Raw genomic sequence first — 24,564 nt, 5'->3', positions numbered from 1 at the left:
GGGCCAGCAAGAGGCCGAGCGGCCACCACCGCGCCCCCCGCACCTACCCTCCGGGGCGGGTCGCCCGGGGCTACCGGCGGCCGCCCCGCCACCGCCAGCCGAGGGCGGGATCGACCACGACCACCGGGCCGGCCGTCCGGCCCCCGGCCGAGGACTCCCACGACCGCGCGCCGCTGGCCTCGGCGACCCCGCGGCCCCTGCCTCCCTGACTGGCCGCGTGGGGGCGGACACCCGGCCGCGCCCGCCAGGACGGCCTCGCCTCGTCCCCCGGGTGACCTGGCCGACCGGGGCCACGCCAGCGCACCGCGACCTCCTGGCACCGCCACTGGACGGGCCTCACCGGCCGGTGAGGCGTCTAGTCTGCCGTGGTGTCCGAGCAGAGCCTCTCCGATCCGGAGGACCCACCGGAGCGGGAACCACGACGTTCGCTGTGGTCACGGGTGGTGCTCGACACCACGCCCCTGCGGGTCGCGCCCTTCCGCCGGCTCTGGCTGTCGACGGTCGTCACCTCCCTCGGCGCCCAGTTCGCCGCCGTCGCGGTGCCCAAACAGCTGTTCGACATCACCGGGTCCTCGGCCTACGTGGGACTCGCCGGGCTCTTCGGGTTGGTGCCGCTGCTCGTCTTCGGCCTGTGGGGTGGCGCGGTCGCCGACTGGATGGACCGGCGCGACCTCATGTTGGTCACCAACAGCGGGATCGCGCTCACCGCCCTGCTGCTGTGGTCGCAGGCGCTCGCGGGAACCACGTCGGTGTGGCTCGTCCTCGGCCTCTTCGCCCTCCAGCAGGCCTTCTTCGCGGTGAACATGCCCGCGCGGGTCGCGGCGGTCGCCCGGCTCATCCCACCCGCCCAGCTGCCGGCCGCCCAGGCCCTCACCGCGACGGTCGCCCAACTCGGCGCGGTGGTGGGCCCCCTGCTCGCCGGGGTGCTGCTCCCGTTCGTCGGGTTGGCCACCCTCTACCTGGTGGACGCGGTGGCGCTCGGCGCCGCCCTCTGGGCCGTGTGGCGACTGCCCGCGATGCCCCCGCTGGCCGGGGCGCCCCGCCGCCCGGGGCTGCGTTCGGTGGTCGAGGGGTTCCGCTACCTCTCCGGGCACCGCGTCCTGCTGGCGGGGCTGCTGGTGGACGTCATCGCGATGGTCGCCGGGATGCCCAGGGCGCTCTTCCCCGAGATGGCGGAACGGACCTTCGGGGACCCGCCGGGTGGCGGAGCCGCGCTCGGCCTGCTCTTCGCCGCCATCCCCGCGGGGGCGTTCGCCTGCGGGCTGCTCTCCGGTTGGGTCACCCGCGTCGCCAGGCAGGGGGTCGGGCTCACCGTGGCCGTCATCGTGTGGGGGCTCGCGGTGATCGGGTTCGGCCTGGCCGGCTCCCTGTGGCTCGCCGTCGCCTTCCTCGCACTCGGGGGCGCCGCCGACCTGGTCAGCTCGGTCTACCGGGGCGCGATGCTCCAGGTCGCGGCGACCGACGAGATGCGGGGCCGGATGCAGGGCGTCTTCACCGTCGTGGTCGCCGGCGGCCCCCGGCTGGCCGACGTGCTGCACGGGACAGCGGCCGCCGCCATCGGCACGGCGACCGCCGTGGTGGGCGGCGGCGTGCTCGTCGTGCTGCTCACCGTGGTGGCGGTGTGCGCCCTGCCGGCACTGTGGCGGTACCGGGCGCCGTCCTGACCGGCCGAGACCGAGCCGGTCGAGTCCGGACCGGACTCGGAGTCGGAGCGCGCCGGGGTGGGCCTGTCCGGGATCAGCCCCGCAGCTCGGGGAAGTCGGTGTCCCGGTACTCGTCGGCACGCCGGGTGCCCCGGTGCTCGGCCCCCCGCAGCTCCACGCGCCGGATCTTGCCCGACACGGTCTTGGGCAGCTCACCGAACTCCAACCGGCGCACCCGCTTGTACGGAGCCAGCCTGGTCCTGGCATGCGCCAGGATGGACCGGGCCGTCGCCTCCGACGGCTCGTGCCCCTCGGCGAGCGCCACGTACGCCTTCGGGACGGCGAGCCGCACCGGGTCCGGCGCGGGCACCACGGCGGCCTCCAACACCGCCGGGTGCTCCAGCAGCACGCTCTCCAACTCGAACGGGGAGATCCGGTAGTCGCTGGCCTTGAAGACGTCGTCCACCCTCCCCACGTAGGTCAGGTGGCCGTTCGGTTCCCACCTGGCCACGTCGCCGGTGTGGTACCGCCCGTCCCGAGTCGCGCTGGCCTGCTGTTCCGGAGCGTCCTGGTAGCCCACCATGAGCGCCGCCGGCGGTCCCCCCGCGAGCGGGATCGTGATCTCCCCCTCGCGGGCCGGTGCCCCCTCGGGGTCGACCAGTTCGACGTCGTACCCGGGCAGCGGCCGCCCCATCGAGCCCGGCGTCACCGGTTGACCTGGCGTGTTGCCGACCTGCGCGGTCGTCTCCGTCTGGCCGTAACCGTCGCGGACCGTGAGGTCCCACGCACGGCGGACCCGGTCGATGACCTCGGGGTTCAACGGTTCGCCGGCCGCCACCACCTCGCGGAGCCGGGGCGACCACCGCTCCAGCTCCTCCTGCACCAGCATCCGCCACACCGTCGGCGGCGCGCACAGCGTCGTCGCCCCGCACCGTTCGACCTCGTCGAGCAGCCGGGAGGCGACGAACGGGCGTTGGTCGACCACCAACACGGTCGCCTCGGCGTTCCAGGGGGCGAACAGGCTGCTCCACGCGTGCTTGGCCCAGCCGGGGGAGGAGACGTTGACGTGCACGTCGCCGGGGCGGAGCCCGAGCCAGTACATGGTGGAGAGATGGCCCACCGGGTAACTGGAGTGGGTGTGCCGGACCAGTTTGGGCAGGGCGGTCGTACCGGAGGTGAAGTACAGCAGGAGCGGGTCGTCGGCCCTCGTCGGGCCGTCCGCCACGAACCGCGGGCTCGCCGCCCCCGCCTCGGCCAGGTCGTGCCAGCCCTCCACCGGCCGGCCGACGGAGATCCGCGTCCAGTCGCCCTCGACACCGTCGAAGCCCGCGGTCCGCTCCGCCGCGCTGACCACGTGCCGCACCCGGCCCCGGGTCACCCGGTCGGCGAGGTCGTCCGGACCCAGCATCGTGGTGGCCGGAATGATCACGGCGCCCAGCTTGACGCAGGCCAGCACCGTCTCCCACAGTTCGACCTGGTTGCCCAGGACCACGAGCACGTGGTCGCCTCGACGCACGCCCGCCGCCCGCAACCAGTTCGCGACCCGCGAGGAGCGTTCGGCGAGTTCGGCGAAGCTGAGCCGCAGCTCGGTCCCGTCGTCGTGGACCAGCCAGAGCGCGGTCCTGGAGCCGCCGTTCGGCGCGGCGGCGAGCACGTCGAACCAGTCCAGCGCCCAGTTGAACTCGTCGAGAGCGGGCCACCGGAAAGCCTCGACGGCCGCGTCGAGGTCGTGGCGGTGCTGGAACAGGAGGTCGCGCGCGGCGCGGAAGGCGGTGGTGGCCGGGGACTCGGGGATCGCGTCCCCGGCACGGCCTGGGACGTCGGCGTTCGAGATCTCGTCTGCCACGGCATCCTCCTTGATGTCCTCCCCGAACCGTAGTCACGTCGGGCCGCGTGACGCGAGCGCCGGCCTCCACGGGGGAGATTCGGGGCGGCGGCCTTCACGCTGGGCTCCCGGAGGGGCACACTCTGTGGTCATGGCGGCGTCCGAGATGTCCGAGCGCGGTTCCGACGAGCCATCCTCGCGCGACGGCCAACCCGCGCTGCGCCGGGTGATGGGCACCCGGCTGCTGCTGCTGTTCGTGATCGGCAACATCCTGGGCACCGGCATCTACGCGCTCACCGGCCGGGTGGCTGGAGCGGTCGGCGGGGCCCTGTGGGTGCCGTTCCTGGTCGCCTTCCTCGTCGCGTTCCTCACGGCGTTCAGCTACGCGGAGCTGGTGGGCCGGTACCCGAGGGCCGCCGGCGCGGCCCTCTACGCCCACCGCGCCTTCCGGCGCCCCTTCCTCACCTTCATGGTGGCCTTCGCGGTCATGTGCTCCGGCATCACCTCGGCCGCCTCGGCGGCGCGGGCGGTCAGCGGCGACTACCTCCAGCAGTTCGTCAGCGTGCCCTGGCTGGCGGTGGCGGTCGGCTTCCTGGTGGTGCTCGCCCTGGTGAACTTCCGGGGTGTCGTGGAGTCGTTGGCCACCAACGTCGTCCTGACCGTGGTCGAGCTCGCCGGCCTGCTGATCGTGGTCGGGATCGGAGTGGGCGCGGTGGCCAGCGGGGCCGGGGAACCGGCGAGGCTGCTGGAGTTCAACGCGGAGCAGGGGCCGCTGCTCGCGGTCACCTCCGCGACCGCGCTCGCGTTCTTCGCGCTGGTGGGATTCGAGGATTCGGTGAATCTCGCGGAGGAGGCGAGGGACCCGGCCAGGGTGTTCCCCCGGGGGCTGTTCTGGGGGTTGGGGATCACGGGACTGGTGTACCTGGCCGTCGCCCTCACCACGTCCCTGCTGGTCCCGACGGACGTGCTCGCCGGGTCCACGGGACCGCTGCTGGAGGTGGTGCGGGCGGGGGCCCCGGCGTTCCCGTTGATCGTCTTCTCGGCCATCGCGATCTGCGCGGTGACGAACTCGGCGTTGATGAACATGCTGATGGCGAGTCGACTGCTCTACGGGATGGCTCGGGAGCGGATCATCCCCGGTCGGTTCGGCCTGGTGCACCCACGGCGGCGCACCCCGTGGGTCGCGATCGTCGTCACGACGGCGGTGGCCGTGGTGCTGGTGAGCACCGTGGACATCGCCCTGCTCGGTGGCACCACCTCGCTGATGTTGCTGGTGGTGTTCACCGTGGTCAACGTCGCGGTCCTGGTGCTGCGCCGGGAACCGGTGGCGCACCCCCACTTCCGGGCCCCGACGGCGCTGCCGGTGCTCGGCGCGGCCACCTGCCTGTACCTCGCCAGCCCGCTCACCGGACGACCGGTGGAGGAGTACGTGGTGGCCGCCGTGCTGCTGGCGGTCGGCGTCGGGCTGTGGGCGCTGAACCGGTTCGTCCTCGGCCGTGCCGCCCGGGGTGGCCGGTCGGCGGCGCGTCCCCCGGAGCCCTCCCCTTCGGAGGGAGGACCGGAGTGAGACCGGCTGATCCGTCGTGACGGGCGGTCCGGTGCGCCGGCCGGTGGTGGGTCAGGGCGGCGGGGGAATGCGTCCGACAACTCGGCGGGTGCCGGCCAGGACGGTTGACAGTGGGACGGCGGGCGGTGGTTGACTCCCGCCATGAGCATTCGTCCGGTCACCGGAACCCAGTTCGAGATCGCGCACGGTTCCAGTCGCTGCGTCCTCACCGAGGTCGGCGCCGCGATCCGGGTGTTCGAAGTGGACGGCAGGCCGCTGGTCGAGACCTACCCCGAGGATGTCCTGCCTCCCTACGGATCGGGGACGCAGCTGGTGCCGTGGGCGAACCGGGTGGCGGACGGCCGGTGGGTCCTGGACGGGGAACCGCAGCAGCTCGCGCTCACCGAACCCAGGAGGAACAACGCCATCCACGGCCTGACCAGGACCGTGTCCTGGGAGGTCCGGGAGCGGACCGCCTCGTCGATCCTCTTCGCGACCACGGTCAACCCGCAGCCGGGCTGGCCCGTCGCCCTGGCCGCGACCCTCGCCTACGCGCTCTCCGACGACGGCTTGACCGTCACCTACGGCGTCGAGAACCTCGGGGACCGCCCGACGCCCTTCGGCGTCGGAGCCCACCCGTTCCCCCGCGCCGGGCATGCCCGCACCGAGGACTGCGTGATCCGGCTCGCCGCCGAGACGCGGCTGCCGGTGGACGATCGCCTGTTGCCCACCGGGTCGCCGGTCCCGGTGGCCGGCACCGACCACGACTTCCGGGTCCCGCGCCCGCTGGGGGCGACGCGTCTCGACACCGCCTTCGGCGGTTGCCGGCCCGGATCGGACGGACTGGTGCATCACCAGGTGCTGGCGCAGGACGGTACCGGCGTGGACATCTGGGCGGAGCCGGTGTTCGGGTGGGTGCAGGTCTTCACCCCTGATGACTACCCCGGGCGGGGCCTCGCGGTGGCGATCGAGCCGGTGACCAGTCCGCCCGACGCGCTCAACTCCGGTACGGACCTGCTCACGGTCGCCCCGGGAGAGCGCTGGACCGGGTCCTGGGGGATGCGGCCGGTGTAGGCCGGGGCCTGACGGCGGCCGGGACCGGTTCCGTTAGCGTTGCTAACCATGAATGTGGCGATTCGTGGCGGATACGTGGTGCCGGTTGACGGGGAACCGATCAGCGGCGGCACCGTTCTCATCCAGGACGGCAGGATCACGGCCGTCGGTCCGGACTCGTCGGTCGAGGTGCCCGCCGGGGTGTCCATCGTGGACGCCTCGGGCCAGTGGGTGCTCCCCGGTTTCGTGGAGTCGCACGCTCACCTCGGCGTGCACGAGGAGGGCGAGGGCTGGGCCGGCAACGACACCAACGAGATGACCGATCCCAACGGTGGCCGGCTGCGGGCGATCGACGGGATCAACCCGGCGGAGCAGGGGTTCCGGGACGCGCTGGCCGGGGGCGTGACCACCTCGGTCATCAAGCCGGGCTCGGGCAACCCGATCGGCGGGCAGACCGTCGCCGTGAAGAACTGGGGCCGCACCGTCGACGAGATGCTGGTGCGGAATCCCGTCAGCGTGAAGAGCGCGCTCGGGGAGAACCCCAAGCGGGTCTACGGGGAGCAGAAGCGCCTCCCCTCCACCCGTCTCGGCGTGGCCGCCGTCATCCGGGACGCCTTCCTGAAGGCGCAGGACTACCGCGAGAAGCGGGCGGCGGCCCTGGAGAAGGGGGACCCCTTCGAGCGGGACGCGACGTCGGAGATCCTGGTGCGGGTGCTCGACCGGGAGATCCCGTGGTGCCAGCACACGCACCGCGCCGACGACATCGCCACCGCGATCCGGTTGGCCGACGAGTTCGGGTACCGGCTGGTGGTCAACCACGGCACCGAGGGGCATCTCATCGCCGACCTGCTGGCGGAGCGGGACATCCCGGTGATCATCGGCCCGCTGTTCACCAGCCGGTCGAAGGTCGAGGTGCGCAACCGGGGCCTGCGCAACCCCGGCATCCTCGCCAGGGCTGGCGTGCGGATCGCGATCATGACCGACCACCCGGTGGTGCCGATCGAGTTCCTCGTCTACCAGGCCGCGCTGTCGGTGAAGGAGGGGCTCGACCCGGCCGAGGCGCTCCGTTCCCTGACGGTGAACCCGGCCAGCATCATGGGACTGGACGACAGGGTCGGCTCGCTGCGCCCCGGTCTCGACGGGGACGTGGTGCTGTGGTCCGGTGATCCGCTGGACATCATGAACCGGGCGCTGCGGACGTTCGTCAACGGGCGGGAGGTCGCCCGTTTCGACGAGACCCGGGGCGAGCACGTGGTCGTCGACCCCTACTACCGCGAGGCGTGACGTGATCGTCGTCGGAGGTGAGGCACTGGTCGACCTGGTGCCGGCCGCGCGTCCCGAGCCGTCCGGGACCACGGAGTTGGCGGACCTGTCCCCTCGGTTGGGCGGCGGTCCGTACAACGTGGCCATCGCGCTGGCGTTGCTGGACACCAGGGTCGCGTTCCTGTCGAGGGTGTCCGAGGACGCCTTCGGGCGCGCGTTGGTCGACCGGCTCGACTCGTCGGGAGTGGACCTGTCGCTGCTCCAGCGGGGGCAGGAGCCCACGACGCTGGCGGTGGTGGGGTTGGGTGCGGACGGTTCGGCCCGGTACACGTTCTACGTGGAGGGCACGGCCGACCGGGTGGTCGCCGACCCGGGTCCGCTCCCGGCCGAGGTTCGGGCGGTGTGCCTCGGCACGCTGGGCATGGTCCTCGAACCCGGTGCGAGCCGGTACGAGGACCTGTTGCGCCGGGAGTCGGCCAGGGGAACGCTCGTGGCCCTCGACCCGAACATCAGGGCCGAGATGATCGAGGACGCGGCCGCGTACCGGCGCCGCTTCCTCGGGTGGCTGCCGGACGTCGGACTGCTGAAGCTGTCGGTGGAGGACGCCGCCTGGCTCGCCGGGGTGGAGCTCGGCGAGGACCCCGAGGAGGGGTTGCCCGCGGTGGTGGCCGCCGCCCGGGAGTGGCGGGGCGCGGGGCCCGCCGCCGTGGTCCTCACCCTGGGCGGGGACGGGCTGCTCGCCCTCACGGGGGATGACGAGGTCGTCCGCGTGCCGGGGGTCCCCGTCGAGGTGGTCGACACCATCGGAGCGGGCGACACGGTCTGCGCCGCGTTGTTGGCCTGGCTGGAGGACCGGGAGCTGCTCTCGCCCGACCGGCTCCGCGCGGCGGGGCGGGAGGCCTGGGAGGGCGCGCTGGGTTTCGCCGCCCAGGCGGCGGCGATCACCTGCTCCCGTCCGGGAGCGCAGCCACCCCGGTCCGGGGACCTCGCCGGGTGGAGGTTGAACTCCTGACACCTGCCTGACCTGGTGGTCCGGCGGTGTCCGGGCACAAGGAGTTCCGGGACAGGTCGACGAGGTCCCCGCGAGCGCCGGGAGATCGTCACGGCCGAATTCCTCGGGCTGAGGAAACGGTTCGCGATCTCCCGGCCTCGTTCACCGCTGGATCAGAGAATGTCGATTCCGAGGTTGACCAGCAGGTTGATCAGAGAGTCAATGATGATCACAGCGTTTCACCTAACCTGGAGTGATTCCGATTCCGATTCTTTTTCACGTTGCGGCCGCAGAAGGAAAGCTATCTCGTTGATCCGTTGTTGTCGTCACCCGAAACGGCAGCATGATCGTCACGTTTCGTGACTGCCCTGCACGAAGGGTGATCCGGCGTGGGAAGGATTGCGCGGCCCGTCGTGTCGAACGAATGACGCCACGACTGTCCGTAGTCGACTCGGGCTGCATGCGGAGCGTTTTATGGTCCTCACTCGTCCGTGGCGCCGTCATCAGATAGGCGGAGAAGTGGGGGAACGTCTCGGGCTGCTCTGCTTGAGCGACACCGTCACCCACACGAGTGGGCTGGACGCCGTGGGTGCGCGTTCGGGTGCGGAGTGTGATGCCCCTCTCGTTCTCGGGGAGCGCCATCCTGAGGGTGCCCGTCGGGGTGCGGCCGCCCCTCCGGAGCGCCCGGGGGAGCGCGTTCCCCGCCCTGGTGCGCGGCAGATCACACCCCGCTCGGCCACGGCATGTGACGGTGGTCCCACCTGGGCCTTCTGGTGAACACCACGGGTAGGCGAGGGGGAATTCGGCGACTAGCGTGAGCAACGACAGGACCCCGACGAGGCGGTGCTGACGTGCGACCGGTGGCCAGCCCGGCCGGGCCCCTGCGGCCGGAGGTGGCGATCCCACTCGCCTGCGCGTCGTCTCGTCCGAGTGTGAGAGGGACTCGCATGCCCGCCGACGCGAATGCCCATCGTTCCGTTGCGCTGCGCCACCAGGGCAGCGACCACGAGATGGCGTTGATCTCCCCGGCCGAAGGCGCACCGGGTGTTGATGTGAAGAAGCTGCTCGCGGACACGGGGCTGGTGACGCTGGATCCGGGCTTCGTGAATACCGCGGCCTGCTCCTCCGCCATCACCTACATCGACGGTGACGCCGGAATTCTCCGGTACCGTGGTTACTCGATCGAGCAGCTCGCCGAGCGGTCGAACTTCCTCGAGGTCAGCTACCTCCTCATCTACGGTGAGCTGCCCACGAAGACCGAACTCGACGAATTCACCGAGAAGGTCCAGCGGCACACCCTGCTGCACGAGGACCTGAAACGGTTCTTCGACGGCTTCCCCCGGGACGCGCACCCGATGCCGGTGCTGTCCTCGGCGGTGTCCGCGCTGTCGACCTTCTACCAGGACAGCCTGAACCCGCTCGACCCCGAGCAGGTCGAGATCTCCACGATCCGCCTCCTGGCCAAGCTGCCGACCATCGCCGCGTACGCGTACAAGAAGTCGGTCGGCCAGCCGTTCCTCTACCCGGACAACTCCCACGGCCTGGTGGAGAACTTCCTCCGCATGACCTTCGGCCTGCCGGCGGAGCCCTACGACGTCGACCCGGCGCTGGTGAAGGCGCTGGACCTGCTCTTCGTGCTGCACGCCGACCACGAGCAGAACTGCTCCACCTCGACGGTCCGCCTGGTCGGCTCCTCCGAGGCCAACCTGTTCGCCAGCATCTCGGCCGGCATCAACGCGCTCTTCGGTCCGCTGCACGGCGGCGCCAACCAGGCCGTGCTGGAGATGCTGGAGGGCATCCACAAGGACGGCGGCGACGTCGACACCTTCGTGAACCGGGTCAAGAACAAGGAGGCCGGGGTCAAGCTGATGGGCTTCGGCCACCGGGTCTACAAGAACTACGACCCCAGGGCGGCCATCGTCAAGCGCACCGCCGACGAGGTCCTGGGCAAGCTGGGCGTGAACGACCCGCTCCTGGACATCGCGATGAAGCTCGAGGAGCGCGCCCTCTCCGACGACTACTTCGTGCAGCGGAAGCTGTACCCGAACGTCGACTTCTACACGGGCCTGATCTACAAGGCGATGGGCTTCCCGACGCGGATGTTCACCGTGCTGTTCGCGCTCGGCCGGCTTCCCGGCTGGATCGCCCAGTGGCGCGAGATGATCAACGACCCGGTGCGCAAGATCGGCCGGCCGCGCCAGCTGTACACCGGCTACACCGAACGCGAGTTCGTGGCCATCGACGAGCGCTGAGCCGCTCGCACCAGCGCCGGCGGGCGCGCCGTGGGCCCCTCAGGGTGTCGGGAGTCCTGAGGGGCCCACGCGCGTCCCGACCCGGTGAGCCGAGGCCCCTCCCCGCCCCGACCTCGGGCGGAGGGCCGCCGTCGTCCTCGGATGCCGGGGGCGGACCTCGCCGGCGGCACCACGCCGGACCCGAGGGCGCGACCCCTCGACCGGAGCCGTCCGGGCGCGGACGTGCCCCCGCACCGGCTGGTCGACCTCCCCCGCGACCTCGCGGTCGCCGGTCCGCTCCGGCCAGCACCCGCCCCACTCGTGGTCCGGTCCCGGGTTGGCCCGCCCGGTGGGAGCGAGCGCGGTCCCCCCGTCGTCCCCGAGGCCGACGACCCGGAACGACGACGGCCCGGCCGGAGTGATCCGGCCGGGCCGCCCTGGTGTTCCTCCCGGGTTCAGCCGCGCAGCGCGTCGCGGAGCTTGACCCGGCTGCCCGTGCGGAGCACGGCGTTGCTGTACAACCGGCCACCGACCCAGACGAAGACACCGGTCGCGGCGATCGACAGCGCGACAGCCAGTGCGATCTCCCACGGCTCGGCCACACCCAGCGCGGTCCTGGTCGACATCAGGGTCGGCGAGAACAGCGGGACGTAGGACAACACCGCCGACACCGTGTCGTTGGCGTCGTTCATCAGGCGGGGGAAACCGATGACGAACGGCAGCACCGCCAGCAGGGTGATCGGCGTGGTGACGCTGCTGGCGTCCTCCTGCCGCGACACCAGCGAACCCGCGGTGGCGAAGAGCGCGGCGAAGGAGAGGAACCCGAGCAGGTACCACATCACCGTCGAGAGGATGGTCAGCGCCGCCGCGCCGGGGAGGGTGAACGCGTCCAGCGCGACGCCCGCGACCACCCCGACGATCCCGATCGCGGCGACCTGGATCAGCCCGACCGTACCGATGCCCAGGACCTTGCCCAGCATGAGCTGCCAGGGCCGCAGGGTCGACAGCAGCAGCTCGACGACCCGGCTCGCCTTCTCCTCGATGACGCCCATCGTGACCATCGACCCGTACAGGATCACCGCCATGTACAGGAGGAAGGCGGAGGCGACGGCGAGCATCAGCCGCTGGCCCAGGTCCTCGTCGACCTGGCCGAGCGCCCGCACCTCGACGGTGGTGCCGGCGACCTCCTGCTGGACGGCGACGGGGTCCAGTCCGGCCTCGCTGATCCGCTCGTTCAGCGCCTGCTGCTGCACCACGGCGGTCAGGACCCCGTTGAGCTGGGTGTCCAGCTCCTCATCGACCACCGCCACCGGCTCGCTCGGCGATCCCGTGAGCAGGACGTCGAGGTCGCCGTCCCGGACCCGCTGCTCGGCCGCGGCGGCGTCGGTGACGTCCTCCACCTCGATGGTCTGCCCGAGGGCGTCCCCGGCGACGGTGAGCTGTTCACCGATCACCGCGGTGTCCGAGGTGACCCCGACCCGGCTGGTGCTCTCGCCGTTGCCCAGGAAGGAGATGAGCGCGATGTAACCGCCGATGGCGAGGATGATCGCGAGCGTCCCGAAGATGAAGGCCTTCGACCGCACGCGGGTGGTGATCTCGCGGCGGGCCACCAACCAGGTGCCCTGGGCCGCGCCCACCTGCCGCTGCTGGGTGGGGGCGCTCATGCTGCGACCTCCTGGGTGACGACGTTGCGGAACAGGTCGGTGAGGGTCTGCTGCTGGGTGGCGAACTCGTGGACCGGGCCGGTGGCCAGCGCGGCGTGGAGCAGCGCCTGGTCGTCGGCGGAGTCGTCGAGCTCGACGAGGAACCGGCCGCCGTCCGCCTCCAGGGTGGTGACCCCCGGAACGCCCTCGGCCCAGGTCGCACCCGCCCGGGGCGCCACCACCAGCACCCGGCGGTTGCCCTGGCTGCGCAGCGCCTCCACGGTGTCGCAGGCGACCATCTCGCCGCCCCGGATGATGCCCACCCGGTCGCACAGCCGTTCGACGAGGTCGAGCTGGTGGCTGGAGAAGACCACCGGGCAGCCCTCGGCCGCCTTCTCGCGCAGGACCCCGCTCATGACCTCGACCGCCACCGGGTCGAGACCGGAGAACGGTTCGTCCAGGATCAGGACCTCGGGGTCGTGCACCAGGGCGGCGGCCAGCTGGACCCGCTGCTGGTTGCCCAGGCTCAGCTTCTGCACCTCGTCACCACGGCGCTCGGCCACGCCGAGCCGTTCGGTCCAGGCCTCCATCGCGGACTGCGCCGCGCGGCCGCCCATGCCGTGGATCTGCGCCAGGTAGACCAGCTGCTCGCCCACCTTCATCTTCGGGTAGAGGCCGCGCTCCTCCGGCATGTAGCCGATGCGGGCGCGCACGGCGAGGTCGACCGCCCCGCCCTTCCACCGCACCTCGCCCGAGTCGCTGGCCAGCACACCCAGCGCGATGCGCATCGTGGTGGTCTTGCCGGCGCCGTTGCTGCCGACGAAGCCGAAGAGCTCGCCCGCGGCGACGGAGAAGCTCAGTTCCCGCAGCGCGGTGCGCTCCCCGTACCTCTTGGTCAGCCGGTCGAACTCCAACATCGATGGGGTCACACCAATTCCTCTCCCCAGCTAGGCCGGTCGTGTTCACCGGCGGGTCCGTGTGCCGGCTCCACCCGCGTGGGCGGGGCCGGGGTGGCGGTCGCGGCCGGACGCGGAGCGCCTCGACGGCCGCCCGCCCTCAGTTGCCCATTCCCACGGGCTGTCCCTCGCGCGTGCTGGTGGTGGCGCCCTGGCAGCCGTCCGCCTCCCCCGGCGGCGTGGGCTCAGTGGGGCGGGACGGGCCAGCGTCGGCCGGCGGCACCGGAGGGACGTCGACGATGTCGGCGTCCTCGTCGGGCAGCATCCAGGCGAGCAGGACCGTGGGCAGGCAGGCCAACAGGAACGTCACGGCCGCGAGCACCGCGGCCCCGCTCACCGCCGAGCGCGGCGAGTCCGCGGTGACGACCAGGTACGCCGCGACGCAGAGGTTCGCGGGGATCACCAACTGGAAGGAGACGTGGGTCAGGCGGTCCCGGAGCGTCCGCTCCCACTCGTCCAGGGTGGTCGTCATCGACTCCGCGATGGTGTTGGTGAGCACTCGCAGCAGGAACCAGCTGAGCACGCACAGCAGGTAGACGGGCAGGTAGACGAGGAGGAACGCGTCGCCGAGCGAGTCGACCGACGCCGTGGTCACCACCAGGGACGCGGCCAGCAGGGCGTGGCACAGCACCGCGGCGCGGCGGCGCCGCCGCTGGCGCAACGAGGGGAACCAGGACGACTGGCGTTCCCGCCACCGGTGTTGCGCCTCGGCGCTGTACTCGCTCCACTCCCGTGCCCTGCCGGCGATGCCCCTCACCGCTCACTCCTCACCGGGCGGTAGACCGCCTGAGACAGCGGAGCGAACGGCTGGCGGCTGAAGACCGCCTCCACGGGGAGGTCGAAGACCTCGCAGATCCGCATCGCGAGGTCCAGGCTCGGGTAGTGGTCGCCGCGTTCCAGCGCGCCTACCGTCTGCGGGTTCACCTCCACCGCCTTCGCCAGTTCCGTCCTGCTCATCCTGCGTTCCGCCCGGAGCACGGCCAGTCGGTTGTGGATGGGCCGACTGGCTCCTCGCCGCACTGGGCTCATGGGGTGGGAGTGTTGCAAAAACCCAACAGGATGACAACTTGATCGGCAGAGTCGCTACTCGGAGTAGTAATCCGGTGGAGAGGTGACCCGGGTTTCGTTCCTTCGTTTCACTCGTCTGGCGGTGGTGGTGTCCGGGGGCGCGGGCTGGTCGTGATCGCTCGTTCTCGACGTCATGTCGCGTCCGGGCTGGCGATCTCGGGCGGTGCGGTGCTCGTCCCCGCGTCCGCCGCGGCGAGGCGTTCGGGCGCGGCTGCCATGCCCGCCGGCCCCGTTCCCGTGGGCTGACCCATCACCGAGGCGGCCAGGGTCGCGACTCCGGCTCGTACCCGCTCGGCCGGCCAGTCGTCGAGGTGGGCGACGAGGTCGCTGCGCACCGCCGCGAGGAGGGCGTGGGCGAGGAAGTCGGCGGCCTCGGGGCCACGCGCCTCGGCGATCAGCTCCGCGAGTTGACGGTGCCAGTGGTCGTAGCCGGCGTTGGTGTACGGGCTCCCGCTTCCCTGGTTCTCGAGGGCCCGCGCCAGGGCGCGGTTCTCGGACTTGAAACGGAGGGTGGCGGTCATGAGGAGTGTGACGTTCTCCAGCGGGCTCCGCGCGGGATCTGGCGCCAGGGATGTGCGCAGCCGCTCCGTGCGCTCCTCGTAGAGCGCCCGGATCAGGCCCGCCCGGTCGCCGAACCGGCGGAAGAGCGTGCCCTTGCCCACCCGGGCCTCGGCCGCGATGTCGTCCATCGACACCCGCTCCGGGTCGTCGGTCGCGTCGAAGAGCCGCCCGGCGGCCCGGAGGACGGCTTCTCGGTTCCGTTCGGCATCGGCACGCACCGGGTGCCCCCTTACAACCGGACCGTCGGTCCGATAACGTAGTGGACTGTCAGTCCGGATCGTACTGGTCCGGAACGCGACCACGAAGGGGCCACCCGTGCCAGACGATCCCGCCGACCTCCTCCACCGGGGCGTCGCTTCCCTGCTCGCCGGCGACATGGCCGGCTTCGTCGACCTCTACGCCGACGACGCCGTCCTCGAGCTGCCCTTCGCGCCACCCGGAGCGCCACGCCGGCTCGAAGGGCGGGCCGCGATCCACGAGTACCTGCGCGATTACCCCAACCGGCTCGACGTCCGGGAGATCACCGACACCATCACGCACCGGACGGACGACCCGGGCACCATCATCGTGGAGTTCACCGCCAACGGCCTCGTCGTGCCCACCGGCCGGCCGTACCAGGCGCGGTACGTCACCGTGCTCTCCACCCGGAACGGGCGCATCCAGCACCACCGCGACTACTGGAACCCCCTCGCCTTCCAGCCCGAAGGCGGGGAGGGGGGCGAGCGGTGACCGTCCTCGTCATCGGTGGCACCGGCACCACGGGCCGCCTGGTCACCAGGGAACTGCGGGAACGCGGGTGTCCGAACCGCGTGGCCAGCAGGAACGGGACCGGGGATCGGGTCCGCTTCGACTGGTACGACGCCTCCACCCACCGGAACGCCCTCAGCGGAGCCGACGCGGTGTACCTCGTCGCGCCCGTCGGCGACCCCGACCCGATGCCGGTCATGGGGCCGTTCCTCGAACTCGCGGCCAGGGGCGGCGTCCGACGGGTGGTGCTGCTCAGCTCGTCCGCCATCCCGGCGGGCGGGCCGGGCCTGGGCGCGGCGCACGCCCGCCTGGGGGAGCTGTTCGCCGAGTGGGCGGTGCTCCGGCCGTCCTGGTTCATGGAGAACTTCACCGGCCACCACCCCCACGCGCGTTCGGCCAGGGACCACGGGGAGATCGTCAGCGCCACCGGCGACGGTCGGGTCGCCTTCGTCGCCGCCGAGGACATCGCCGAGGTGGCGGTCAGCGCCCTACTGGACCCCACGCCCCACAACACCGACCACGTCATCACCGGGCCGGAGTGCCTCAGCTACGACGACGTGGCCGCGACCCTCAGCGAGGTCACCTCGCGTCCGGTGCGCCACCGCCGCGTCAGCGTCATCGAACTGGCCGGGAGGCTCGCGGACGCCGGCGTCCCGTCGGAGTTCGCCACCGTCCTCGCCGCGATGGACGCGGCGATCGCGGACGGCGCGGAGGACCGGACGACCACCGTCGTCCGGGACCTCACCGGGCGCCCACCCCGGCCGTTCCGGGAGGTGGTGTCCGCCGCTTCGGGGCCCAACGGCCCCTGACCCTGACGCCCGCGCGGCCGGGACGCCTGGGCGTCCCGGCCGCCTGCCTCCGGCGCCCGCCCCGGTCGGCGGCGGGGAGGCGGGGCCGAACTCAGAGCTCCACGAGCATCTTCCCGATGTTCTCGCCGCGCAGCATCGCCAGGAACGCCTCCGGCGCCCGCTCCAGCCCGGACATGGTCGTCTCCCGGTGCCGCAGCCGGCCGGTCCGCACCCACTCACCGACCTCCCCCAGGAACCGTTCCCGCACGTCGATGTGATCACCGACGATGAAGCCCCGCGCGGTGATCCGCCGTCCGACCATGAGACCCAGGTTGCGGGGGCCGGGCGGGGGCTCCGTCTCGTTGTAGGCGGAGATGGCCCCGCACATCGCGATGCGCCCCCCGGTGCGCATCGCCCCGATCGCCGCCTCCAGGTGGTCGCCGCCCACGTTGTCGAAGTACACGTCGATGCCGTCCGGCGCGGCCTCCGCGAGCTGCTCGGACACCGGGCCGTCCTTGTAGTCGAAGGCCGCGTCGAAACCCAGCTCCTCGGTCAGGTAGCGGACCTTCTCGGGGGAACCCGCGCTGCCCACCACCCTCGCCGCCCCCCGCAGCGCCGCGATCTGGCCCGCCACCGAGCCCACCGCCCCGGCCGCGCCCGAGACGAAGACCACGTCACCGGCCCGCTGCTGGGCGATCTCCGCGAGGCCGACGTACGCGGTCAGCCCGGTCATGCCCAACACGCCCAGGAACGTCCCCGGCGCCGGGTCCTCCGGACCGCCCGGAACGGGCAGTGCCCGGTCGGCCGGCACCACCGCCCACTCCCGCCAGCCCAGCTGGTGTGACACCAGGTCGCCGGGGGACACCCCCTCCGCCTGGGACTCCACCACCCGGCCCACCGCCCCGCCCTCCAGTGGCTTCCCCAGCTCGAAGGGGGAGACGTAGGACCTGCCGGCGTTCATCCGCCCCCGCATGTAGGGGTCGACGCTCATGACCACGTTGCGGACCAGCAGCTCGCCGGGCCCAGGCCGGGGGACCGGGGCCTCAGCGAGGTCGAAGTTCTCCGGCGTGGGCCAGCCCGACGGGCGGGACGCCAACCGGACCTCCCGGGCCGACTCGGGGACGGTGTGCTGTTCGGCGGACACGGAACCACTCCTTCATGACGAACCCGTTGACGATGACGTCCCCGTTCGCCCGGCCGGGCCGGCCGGCACGGGGGCTGGCTCGATGCTGGCCAGGCGGCGGTAGCGGAAGCCGAGCCTCTCGTATACCCGGATCGCGGTGGTGTTAGTCGAGTCGACCATCAGCGCGGCCGTCCCCTCCCGCAGCAGGGCGTCCCGCAGGAAACCGGTGACCGCGCCGCCCAAGCCCCGGCCCCTGGCCGTCGGGCAGGTCGCCACCCCGGCGATCAGGGACACGCCCGGCGCGGGCCAGGAGTCCGCGCCCACGGCCACGAGCCGGCCCCCGGCGTCCCACCGGCCCGCCCACCGGGTCGCGGCCGGATCGCCCGGCCACAGCCAGGAATCCGGGTTGGCCCGGCGGAGCAGTTCCGCCGCCTCGGGCAGCTCCCCGGCCGACAGCCACCGCACCGAACCCGCGCCCGGTGCCCCCGGCTGGGGAGCCGCGATGTCCATCCACCCCCAGGACACCAACCGGCCCCGGTGGTCGTCGGCGGCCAACAGGAGTTCGGCGAGGCCCTCGGACGCCGTCAGCCGGAACGCCGGACCCGCCCGTTGCCCGAGCTGGCGGAACAGGGTCCGAGCCGAGGCGGTGTCGAGGTCGGTCCCACCGAGCACGAGCCGGTCGCGGCGGAACAGGCCAGGGGCGACCACGGCGACGACCCCACCGAGCCGCCACGCGGACCCGCCGGAACGGGGGTAGGAGGGGGTCAGCACCTGGGACGCCCAGCGGAGCAGCGGGTCGTCGGTCGCCTCGGCCACCTCGCCGGGCGTGAGGAGTGGACGCACGACCGGCATCATCCCGCCGGGGCGGCGGTGGTGGCCAGGCACCGCGACGCACCTCACCGCCAGCGGCCCCACCCGGCGGAGGCGCACGCCACGGCTCCTCAGGGCTGCTGGCGCCGGCGGAACAGGCCGCGCCGCTGCAGCGTCGACCTCAGTTCCTCGAAGGCGGCGTCGACCTCGTGACCGCAGGCCTCCAGGTCGGTGTACGGGGTCGACCGGTCCGGGCGGGGCAGCGGGGTCATCCGGAGCCACCGCTGGTCCCAAAGCACCTCCACCGCTGCTTCCCACCGCAACCGGGCCGTCCACCGGGTCACGTGCTCCCTTTCGGCGGCCTCCTCGCGCCGCCGCTCGGCGGCCACCAGCTCGCCGCGCAGCTCCTGGGCCCGCTGCTCGTCCCGCTCGCGCAGCCGCTCCACCGAGTCGGTGACCAGGCCGCAGATCTCCCGGTAGGCGTCGGCGGCCGAACTCGGCTCGGTCACGGGACCAGCCCTCCCATCCCGGCGTTCTCCTTCGGTGCCCCGACGGGCCCGGCCGCGTCGCCCCCGGCCGGGTCGAGGTCCACTTCGCAGGGGATCAGCACCTGGGGACCGGTCGCGGCGGCCCGGTCGAAGAACAGGCCCCGCTGCGGGCGGGGAGACCAGGAGATCACCTGGTTGGCGGCGAGACTGCTCAGCTCCTGGCCGTGCACGTCGAGCGCGACGAAGGCGCCGATGTCGTCCAACCCGCCCCCCATGAGCAGCGCGTTCCGCAGCCGGGACGTGGCGCGCCACCAGCTGAGCACGTGGGTCCCCCTTTCGGGGCCGTGCCGGAGCACCGCCTTCAGGTCGTCCAGGCCCGTCCGCATCCCGGTGCCCCGCTCCTCCAGCTTCGGCAGCGCCGCGTCCGCCCCGAAGAGCAGCAGGTAGTGGGGGCCGGGCGTCTTGTCGTTCCCGGTGACCCCGGCCGCCACCTCGGCCAACACCTCGGGGAGCCGGGACGGGTCGGTGATCGGCTCCCCACCGCCCGGAACCGCCGGTCCGTGACGGTCGGTCAGGAACCGCGCCAGCTCCGACGCCTGCCGCTCCGCGTCATCCACGAAGCACAGCACGGTGAACCGGGCCTTCTCCGCCCACTGCTCGGACAGCGACCGGGCGGCGGCGGACAGCACCCGGCAGGCGTCCTCGCGCGCCGAACCGAGCACCGCCAGGTTCCGGCCCGGCGTCCGCTCCAACGGGAGCCGCGCCGCACTGCCCGCCACGTCGATCACCTGCCCGAGCAACGCGACCGGGCCACGTCCGGAAGCGGACGCGTCCGGGCCCAACGACTGGAAGTCGGGCAGGTCCCGGAGCCTGGGCACCCGGCTGCCGTCGAAGAGGGTCGGTTCCCGCGAGTCGGTCCGGGACCGCCACATCTCGACCTGGAGGCGGTCGAAGGTGCCCCGGCTCGTGGAGTCGGGAACCCGTGCCACCTCGTTGCCGTACGGGACACCCGAGTCGTGGTTGATGACCGCGTGCCAGCGCGGGATCTCCATCGCCGCCAGGTTCGTCTCCGTGAGCACGCGCCTCGCCTTGGGCAGGGCGATCCGCATGATGAACTGCTCGAAGATCGCCGGTTTCCCCCAGAACGCCTCGATGCCCGACACGTCCTGACTGGACAGCACGAGGTGGATGCCCTGCGAACGGCCCCGCCGCGCCACGTCCTCCAGCAGGGCCGCCGCCTCGTGGGTCACCTCGTCCCGGTCGGCGAACAGGTACTGGAACTCGTCGATCACGGCGACGATCCTGGGCCACCTGCCCTCCGGGTCCTCCGCCCGCAGTTCCTCCAACTTGGTGACCTCGTGCAGCTTCGCCCGGTTCGCCCGCCGGCGCATCTCCTCGGCGAGGAAGCGCAGCAGCGCCAGCCCGAACTCGCGGTCCTGGTTGACGTTCACCCCGACCAGTCGCGCGTGCGGCAACCAGCTCGGGTCCTTGCGCCCCGGCGCGAACTGGGCGAACGACACCCCCTCCTTGAAGTCGAGCAGGTACAGCTCCAGCTCGTCCGGGGAGTAGCGGGCGGTCAGCCCGCCCAACAGGGCGTACAGGAAGTTGGTCTTGCCGGAGCCGCTGGGCCCGCCGATGAGGGCGTGCGGAGCGGTGTCACCGAGCGAGACGTAGACCGGCTCACCGTCGTGGTGACCAACCGGGGCCTGCACCCCGGAGCTGGACCGGTAGCTCCACCGCTCCCCGGGCAGGAGGTCCGCGAAGGTGGAGACCCGGCTGCGGCGGTCGACCATCTCGTCCGCGATCGCGCCACAGGCCCGGGGAACCAGTTCCCTGGGCAGCGGCGGGTCCGGGGTGACGGTGACGTGGGCGCCGGTCATCGTGCACCGCGCCGTCTGGTCATCGCCGAGCCGCAGCGACTCCACCGCGCTGTTCACCGTGACGGGCAGGTCGACCAGGATCAGCACCACCCCGCACGACAACCCGTTCCTCGCGATGCGCTGGAGCTTCTGCTGCTGCTCCTCCCGCAACGCCGAACGGTTCCCGAACAGCACCGCGACCCGCCACGGTTCCTTCCGCCGCCCGGTCTCCTCGCTCAACGCGCCGAGCGAGGGACGCCCGTCCACGAGCACGCTGGTGTGGATCCGGCGGATGTGCTCGGCCAGCTCGTCGAGCAGGTCGTGCGGCCGGGCCGGGTCGTGCACCGTGAGCAGCCCTGCCCTGGCCAGCGGGTACAGCCCTGGCAGCGAACCGGTGAGCTGACCGACATCCCACACGTGCAGGTGCACCAGTCCGGGCTGGAAGTGGCTGAAGACCCGCAACAGCAGGCTCTCCACCATCGTCTCGGCCGTGATCCTCGACTTCGGCGTCGAACTGATGTGCAGGTGCGCCCCGTCCAGCAGCGGCACGGCGACCGGGAACGGCGCCGAGTCGGGGACCGCGTCCACCCTCGCCGTCCCGACCCGCCACAACTGGGGGGTGCCGCCCCCCTCCAGGGTGCCGTCGCTGGTGCCGGGACGCCCCAACCAGTCGCGGGGAGCGTCGCCGGCCGCCCCGGGCGCGGTCCGCCGCACCAGGTCGGCCAACCGTTCCGGACCCCGGGTCGTCCACGGTCGGAACACCTCGTCGCGTTCGGCGACGGCGCGGTCGAGGACCGGGCGCAACGAACGGTTCGGCAGGCAGCGGGCGAGCGTCTCGTCGGTCGGGAGCCGGTCCACCCCGGTCTCCCGGAGCCACAACTCGAACATCAGCCGCGCGTGGTCGAGCGACGCCGCCGACTGGCGGTTGGCCGCCACCCCGAGGAAGTTCGCCACCGCCCGCCGGAACCTGTCGAAGGATTCCTCGATCCGCCGGCGGCGGTCACCTCGCCTGGTCACCTGGCGACCCCGTCCCGGCAGGACGACGGCCGACGGGGACGGCCGGCGGCCGGCGGTCCGGCCACCGCCCGCTGTGGAACCGCGCACGGGCGGGGGGACCTCGGGTGGGCGTCGGTGAGCATCACAGTCTGGCCAACACGCTCTGCACGGAGGTCTCGACCTGGACGACCAGGAGGGACAGCTGTTCCAGCGCCTCGGCGGCCCGTTGGGCCTCCGGCGGCACCAGGGACTCGTGGTGGTCGGAACTGAGCTCGCCGAGCAGGGCCAGCGCCCGGTCCGTGCGCTGGCGGACGTCGAGCAGCCCGGCCGACGCGCCCCGCACGTCGTCGACGACGGTCAGCAGCGCGGCGCGCAGCTCCTCGATGGCGGACACCTCGGATCACACCTCTCCTGGCTCGGGAGGATCACAGCCTCGCCGCGTACCCGTCCGTCGTGGTCACACACGCGGAGAGCTGGCCGTAGGCCTGGTTCACCAGCTCGACACCCTGGGACAACATCACCTGCGACTGCTGCACCTCCGGCTGCATGCTTCCCTGCATCGCGTTCGTCAGCGTGGCCTGCGCCCGGTCCACCCGCTCCTGGATCTGCCGCAGCATCGTCAGCGCCTCGTTGATCTCCTGGTTGGCCTGCGCGATACCCGCGCGGACCTCCTCCACACCTGCCATCCGACCGATGCCTCCCAGCCGCCGGGTCCCACCATCCAGTGTGCCGGCTCGAATTCGTCGCCGCGTCACACAGAGGTTAGTAGGTGATCAAAATTCGGGGCCAGACAGCGGCGGCCCGACGACCACCTCCCGGAGTCCCGTCCGGTCACCCGGCCAACGACCTCACCCGAACGGCCGGGTCGGCGGGACGCGGCCCGTTCGGACGGTGACCGCCTGAGGGAAAGTCCCCGCGGCGCCACGCGGGAACCGGGCTGCTCCGGTCCGGCGCACGGCCCTCGCCCGAACGGGCCCCGATCCGGCAGATGCCCGGATCGGCGGCTTGTCGCCCCCGAACCGATGTGTCGACAATGCGAGGTCCTGGTCACCGGACTCCGCCGGAATCCGATGGGGAACACCGGCGTGATCCGGTCACGACCGCCCACTCGCGGTGGTGCCCGGACCCGGCGGGCCGAAGGTGTCGGAGCGGACCGGGCGGGCGCGGGCACGCCACCACAGGTCCTGGAGGACGGTGCACATGGCACGACATCCGCGTCCCTTCCACCTCGCTCTCGCCGTGGCGGTCGCCTCGGCCCTCATGTCGGCCGGCCTGGTGCCGGCCACCGCCGAGCCGAACCCGGCCGAGCCCGACCCGGTGGAGTTGGTGCGTGTCAGCGCCGTGGGTGAGGACCGGCAGGCGCTCGCCGAGCGGTTGTCCGGAGCCGGGTACGACCTCGTCGGCCGCGAGGGTGACCACCTGGTGGTCCTGGGGGACCAGGCGACGGTGGACGAGCTCGCCGCCGACGGCGCCCGGGTGGTGGGCCGGGAGCCGGCGGTGTCCTCGGTGGTCCCGATGGCCGAGACGGCGACCCCGCTGCCGGCCCGCCTGGCCGGCGAGGAGTACCCCACGTTCTACGGCGGATACCGGACGGTGGAGGGGCACTACCAGTTCGCGGAGGACGTCGCCGAGGCGTACCCGGAGCTGGTGCGGCACCTGACCTACGGGGAGTCGTGGGAGCGGGAGCGGGACGCCGGCGCCGGCCACGAGTTGCCGGTGCTGTGCGTGACGGCCGACGCCGAATCGGGATGCGTGCCTGAGCCCGATTCGGAGAAACCCCGGTTCCTCCTGATGGCCCAGATCCACGCGCGGGAGGTCACCACGAGCGAGATCGCGTGGCGGTTCGTGACGTCACTGGTGGACGGGTACGGGCGGGACCCCGAGATCACCTCCGTGCTGGAGGGCACCGAGATCTGGGTGGTGCCCAACGCCAACCCGGACGGCACCGCCCTGGTGGAACGGGGCATCGAGGAACAGGGACTCGGAAGCACCAGCCCCGCCTGGCAACGCAAGAACACCAACGACACCGACAGCACCGTCCCCTGCGGCACCGGCGGTTCGTGGTCGGGCAACCACGCCGGGATCGACCTGAACCGCAACTGGGACACCCGGTGGGCGGAAAGCGGCTCCAGCTCCAACCCCTGCGGGCAGACCTACCACGGCTCCGGCCCCAACTCCGAACCCGAGACCCACCAGCTGGCCGACCTCTTCGACCGGTTGTTCCCGGCCCAGCGCACCGAACCCGACGGCTCCGCGCCCCCGGACGCGCGGGGTGTGCTCATCACCCTGCACACCTACGGCGACTACGTGTTGTTCCCGTGGGGCAACGCCGTCGACGGCCCGGCGCCCAACGACCAGGGCCTGCGGTCCCTGGGCTTCCGGATGAGCCACTACAACGGTTACGAGACCGGCCGGCCGCCCGAGGTGCTCTACGGGGTCTCCGGAGCCACCGACGACTACTCCTACGACCGGCTCGGCGTCGCGTCCTTCACCTACGAGCTCGGGTCGGCCAGGACCTGCAACGGCTTCCACCCCGCCTACGCCTGCCAGGACCAGCTGTGGGGCGAGAACGCGGACGCCCTCCTGTACGCCGCGAAGAGCGCCAGGGCACCGTACGCGCTCGCGCTCGGCCCGACGGTCTCCGACCTGAGTGTCGTCCGGGCCAACGGGCCCTGGGCCTCGGTGTTCGGCACCGCCGACGACGACGCCTACGGCACCAACGGAGTCGGCCGGCCCGCCGCGCAGGACGTGGTGGCCGCCGAGGCCTACGTCGGCGGCCTCCCCTGGGAGGGCGGCACACCGCTGCCCCTCCGCGTGGTGGGTTCGGGCCCGACGGTGGAGCTGGCGGGCACCTTCGCCACGACCGGGCTGGGTGCCGACCGCCAGTTGGTCCATGTCAGGGCTCGGGACGCGGAGGGCAACTGGGGACCGTTCACCGCGGCCTGGTTGGACCCCGCCTGATCCGCGCTCCGA

Annotated in this window: 21 protein-coding genes; 9 read left to right on the top strand and 12 right to left on the bottom strand. The window is 72.4% G+C overall.

Annotated elements, in window-relative coordinates:
* The first annotated feature begins 365 nt into the window (after positions 1-365).
* Positions 366-1,664, top strand: coding sequence for an MFS transporter (locus tag G443_RS13970; RefSeq protein WP_081715214.1), 1,299 nt, complete (start codon positions 366-368; stop codon positions 1,662-1,664).
* 73 nt (positions 1,665-1,737) lie between these two features.
* On the opposite strand, the gene G443_RS13965 is transcribed toward G443_RS13970, so the two are convergent.
* Positions 1,738-3,438 (bottom strand): AMP-binding protein, encoded by a 1,701-nt coding sequence (locus G443_RS13965; protein ID WP_035291397.1) that lies wholly within the window; start codon positions 3,436-3,438, stop codon positions 1,738-1,740.
* Between the two features lie 196 nt (positions 3,439-3,634).
* On the opposite strand from G443_RS13965, the gene G443_RS13960 reads away from it, so the two are divergent.
* The 5 genes from G443_RS13960 to G443_RS13940 all read left to right on the top strand — a co-directional run bounded on the left by G443_RS13960 (position 3,635) and on the right by G443_RS13940 (position 10,573).
* On the top strand, positions 3,635-5,035 hold the full coding sequence (locus G443_RS13960) for an APC family permease (protein WP_030104309.1): 1,401 nt from the start codon (positions 3,635-3,637) through the stop codon (positions 5,033-5,035).
* Positions 5,036-5,176: 141 nt separating this feature from the next.
* Positions 5,177-6,088 (top strand): aldose 1-epimerase family protein, encoded by a 912-nt coding sequence (locus G443_RS13955; RefSeq protein WP_026417487.1) that lies wholly within the window; start codon positions 5,177-5,179, stop codon positions 6,086-6,088.
* A 48-nt stretch (positions 6,089-6,136) separates the two neighbouring features.
* A complete protein-coding gene (locus G443_RS13950; RefSeq protein ID WP_026417486.1) occupies positions 6,137-7,351 on the top strand; it encodes an amidohydrolase in 1,215 nt (404 codons plus the stop codon).
* Position 7,352: 1 nt separating this feature from the next.
* Positions 7,353-8,342 (top strand): carbohydrate kinase family protein, encoded by a 990-nt coding sequence (locus tag G443_RS13945; RefSeq protein ID WP_026417485.1) that lies wholly within the window; start codon positions 7,353-7,355, stop codon positions 8,340-8,342.
* A gap of 926 nt (positions 8,343-9,268) precedes the next feature.
* A complete protein-coding gene (locus G443_RS13940; protein WP_030104305.1) occupies positions 9,269-10,573 on the top strand; it encodes a citrate synthase in 1,305 nt (434 codons plus the stop codon).
* Between the two features lie 434 nt (positions 10,574-11,007).
* Here G443_RS13940 and G443_RS13935 read toward each other — a convergent pair whose 3' ends face one another.
* The 5 genes from G443_RS13935 to G443_RS13915 all read right to left on the bottom strand — a co-directional run bounded on the left by G443_RS13935 (position 11,008) and on the right by G443_RS13915 (position 14,998).
* On the bottom strand, positions 11,008-12,216 hold the full coding sequence (locus G443_RS13935; RefSeq protein ID WP_030104304.1) for an ABC transporter permease: 1,209 nt from the start codon (positions 12,214-12,216) through the stop codon (positions 11,008-11,010).
* Positions 12,213-13,124: an ABC transporter ATP-binding protein gene (locus G443_RS13930; protein ID WP_103055789.1), complete on the bottom strand. Its 912-nt coding sequence runs from the start codon at positions 13,122-13,124 to the stop codon at positions 12,213-12,215. Before G443_RS13930 ends, G443_RS13935 begins: the two co-directional genes overlap by 4 nt.
* Before the next feature lie 127 nt (positions 13,125-13,251).
* On the bottom strand, positions 13,252-13,908 hold the full coding sequence (locus G443_RS13925; protein WP_026417481.1) for a hypothetical protein: 657 nt from the start codon (positions 13,906-13,908) through the stop codon (positions 13,252-13,254).
* Positions 13,905-14,180 (bottom strand): helix-turn-helix transcriptional regulator, encoded by a 276-nt coding sequence (locus G443_RS13920; RefSeq protein ID WP_026417480.1) that lies wholly within the window; start codon positions 14,178-14,180, stop codon positions 13,905-13,907. Before G443_RS13920 ends, G443_RS13925 begins: the two co-directional genes overlap by 4 nt.
* 170 nt (positions 14,181-14,350) lie before the next feature.
* The gene (locus G443_RS13915) at positions 14,351-14,998 is read right to left on the bottom strand and encodes a TetR/AcrR family transcriptional regulator (protein WP_245588679.1); all 648 of its coding nucleotides are present in this window, start codon (positions 14,996-14,998) and stop codon (positions 14,351-14,353) included.
* Between the two features lie 97 nt (positions 14,999-15,095).
* Between G443_RS13915 and G443_RS13910 the strand changes: the two genes are divergently transcribed.
* Together G443_RS13910 and G443_RS13905 are read left to right on the top strand one after the other, a co-directional pair.
* Complete coding sequence (locus G443_RS13910) at positions 15,096-15,509, top strand: nuclear transport factor 2 family protein (RefSeq protein WP_026417479.1); 414 nt, start codon at positions 15,096-15,098, stop codon at positions 15,507-15,509.
* Positions 15,506-16,336 carry an ergot alkaloid biosynthesis protein gene (locus G443_RS13905; protein ID WP_026417478.1) on the top strand — a complete coding sequence of 277 codons (831 nt, stop codon included), beginning with the start codon at positions 15,506-15,508 and terminating at the stop codon, positions 16,334-16,336. Before G443_RS13910 ends, G443_RS13905 begins: the two co-directional genes overlap by 4 nt.
* A 91-nt stretch (positions 16,337-16,427) precedes the next feature.
* On the opposite strand, the gene G443_RS13900 is transcribed toward G443_RS13905, so the two are convergent.
* The 6 genes from G443_RS13900 to G443_RS13875 all read right to left on the bottom strand — a co-directional run bounded on the left by G443_RS13900 (position 16,428) and on the right by G443_RS13875 (position 22,277).
* A complete protein-coding gene (locus G443_RS13900) occupies positions 16,428-17,459 on the bottom strand; it encodes an NADP-dependent oxidoreductase (RefSeq protein ID WP_051313365.1) in 1,032 nt (343 codons plus the stop codon).
* Positions 17,460-17,471: 12 nt separating this feature from the next.
* A complete protein-coding gene (locus G443_RS25500) occupies positions 17,472-18,323 on the bottom strand; it encodes a GNAT family N-acetyltransferase (protein ID WP_155886024.1) in 852 nt (283 codons plus the stop codon).
* Positions 18,324-18,379: 56 nt separating this feature from the next.
* Positions 18,380-18,757 (bottom strand): hypothetical protein, encoded by a 378-nt coding sequence (locus G443_RS13890; RefSeq protein ID WP_035291309.1) that lies wholly within the window; start codon positions 18,755-18,757, stop codon positions 18,380-18,382.
* Positions 18,754-21,612: an FtsK/SpoIIIE domain-containing protein gene (locus tag G443_RS25075; protein WP_035291390.1), complete on the bottom strand. Its 2,859-nt coding sequence runs from the start codon at positions 21,610-21,612 to the stop codon at positions 18,754-18,756. Before G443_RS25075 ends, G443_RS13890 begins: the two co-directional genes overlap by 4 nt.
* Before the next feature lie 121 nt (positions 21,613-21,733).
* Positions 21,734-21,985 (bottom strand): hypothetical protein, encoded by a 252-nt coding sequence (locus G443_RS13880; protein WP_026417476.1) that lies wholly within the window; start codon positions 21,983-21,985, stop codon positions 21,734-21,736.
* A 31-nt stretch (positions 21,986-22,016) separates the two neighbouring features.
* Positions 22,017-22,277, bottom strand: coding sequence for a hypothetical protein (locus tag G443_RS13875; RefSeq protein ID WP_026066086.1), 261 nt, complete (start codon positions 22,275-22,277; stop codon positions 22,017-22,019).
* Between the two features lie 514 nt (positions 22,278-22,791).
* On the opposite strand from G443_RS13875, the gene G443_RS13870 reads away from it, so the two are divergent.
* Positions 22,792-24,552: a M14 family zinc carboxypeptidase gene (locus G443_RS13870; RefSeq protein WP_051313360.1), complete on the top strand. Its 1,761-nt coding sequence runs from the start codon at positions 22,792-22,794 to the stop codon at positions 24,550-24,552.
* The last annotated feature ends 12 nt before the right edge of the window (positions 24,553-24,564 follow it).

The sequence above is a fragment of the Actinoalloteichus caeruleus DSM 43889 genome, assembly GCF_000429185.2.
Lineage (GTDB): Bacteria > Actinomycetota > Actinomycetes > Mycobacteriales > Pseudonocardiaceae > Actinoalloteichus_B > Actinoalloteichus_B caeruleus.
This window is presented reverse-complemented; position numbering and strand designations above follow the sequence as displayed.

Bases quoted from the DNA above. Each gene is read 5' to 3' on its own strand.
- G443_RS13875 (WP_026066086.1), bottom strand. From the start codon at position 22,277: ATGGCAGGTGTGGAGGAGGTCCGCGCGGGTATCGCGCAGGCCAACCAG.
- G443_RS13940 (WP_030104305.1), top strand. From the start codon at position 9,269: ATGCCCGCCGACGCGAATGCCCATCGTTCCGTTGCGCTGCGCCACCAG.
- G443_RS13950 (WP_026417486.1), top strand. From the start codon at position 6,137: ATGAATGTGGCGATTCGTGGCGGATACGTGGTGCCGGTTGACGGGGAA.
- G443_RS13935 (WP_030104304.1), bottom strand. From the start codon at position 12,216: ATGAGCGCCCCCACCCAGCAGCGGCAGGTGGGCGCGGCCCAGGGCACC.
- G443_RS13955 (WP_026417487.1), top strand. From the start codon at position 5,177: ATGAGCATTCGTCCGGTCACCGGAACCCAGTTCGAGATCGCGCACGGT.
- G443_RS13870 (WP_051313360.1), top strand. From the start codon at position 22,792: ATGGCACGACATCCGCGTCCCTTCCACCTCGCTCTCGCCGTGGCGGTC.
- G443_RS13960 (WP_030104309.1), top strand. From the start codon at position 3,635: ATGTCCGAGCGCGGTTCCGACGAGCCATCCTCGCGCGACGGCCAACCC.
- G443_RS13920 (WP_026417480.1), bottom strand. From the start codon at position 14,180: ATGAGCCCAGTGCGGCGAGGAGCCAGTCGGCCCATCCACAACCGACTG.